1 protein-coding gene is annotated in these 256 nt (G+C 51.6%); it reads right to left on the bottom strand.

The annotated features are described in order from the left end of the window. Positions 1–256: AMP-binding protein (locus AAC854_RS23565; protein ID WP_340619187.1), on the bottom strand; the 256-nt coding region annotated here is incomplete at both ends.

Raw genomic sequence — 256 nt, forward strand, 5'->3', positions numbered from 1 at the left:
GCACTACCACGCCTTTTGGTGTACCGGTAGAGCCAGAGGTATACATGATATACGCAGATCCGGTACTGGAAGCGGGTAAGTCAGGATTGAGGCAGTCTTCTTCCCTGATGGTGCTCATCTCGCCAGAGAGACGAAATAACGGAACAGCCAGAAGATCAGCCGGAATATCAGCCCACATATCGGTGAGCAGCAATTTGGCTGAACAATCTTTTATCAACCAGTTCTTCCGCTCGTCCGGTACGCCAGGGTCAATCGG

Source organism: Xenorhabdus entomophaga, from assembly GCF_037996725.1.
GTDB lineage: Bacteria > Pseudomonadota > Gammaproteobacteria > Enterobacterales > Enterobacteriaceae > Xenorhabdus > Xenorhabdus khoisanae.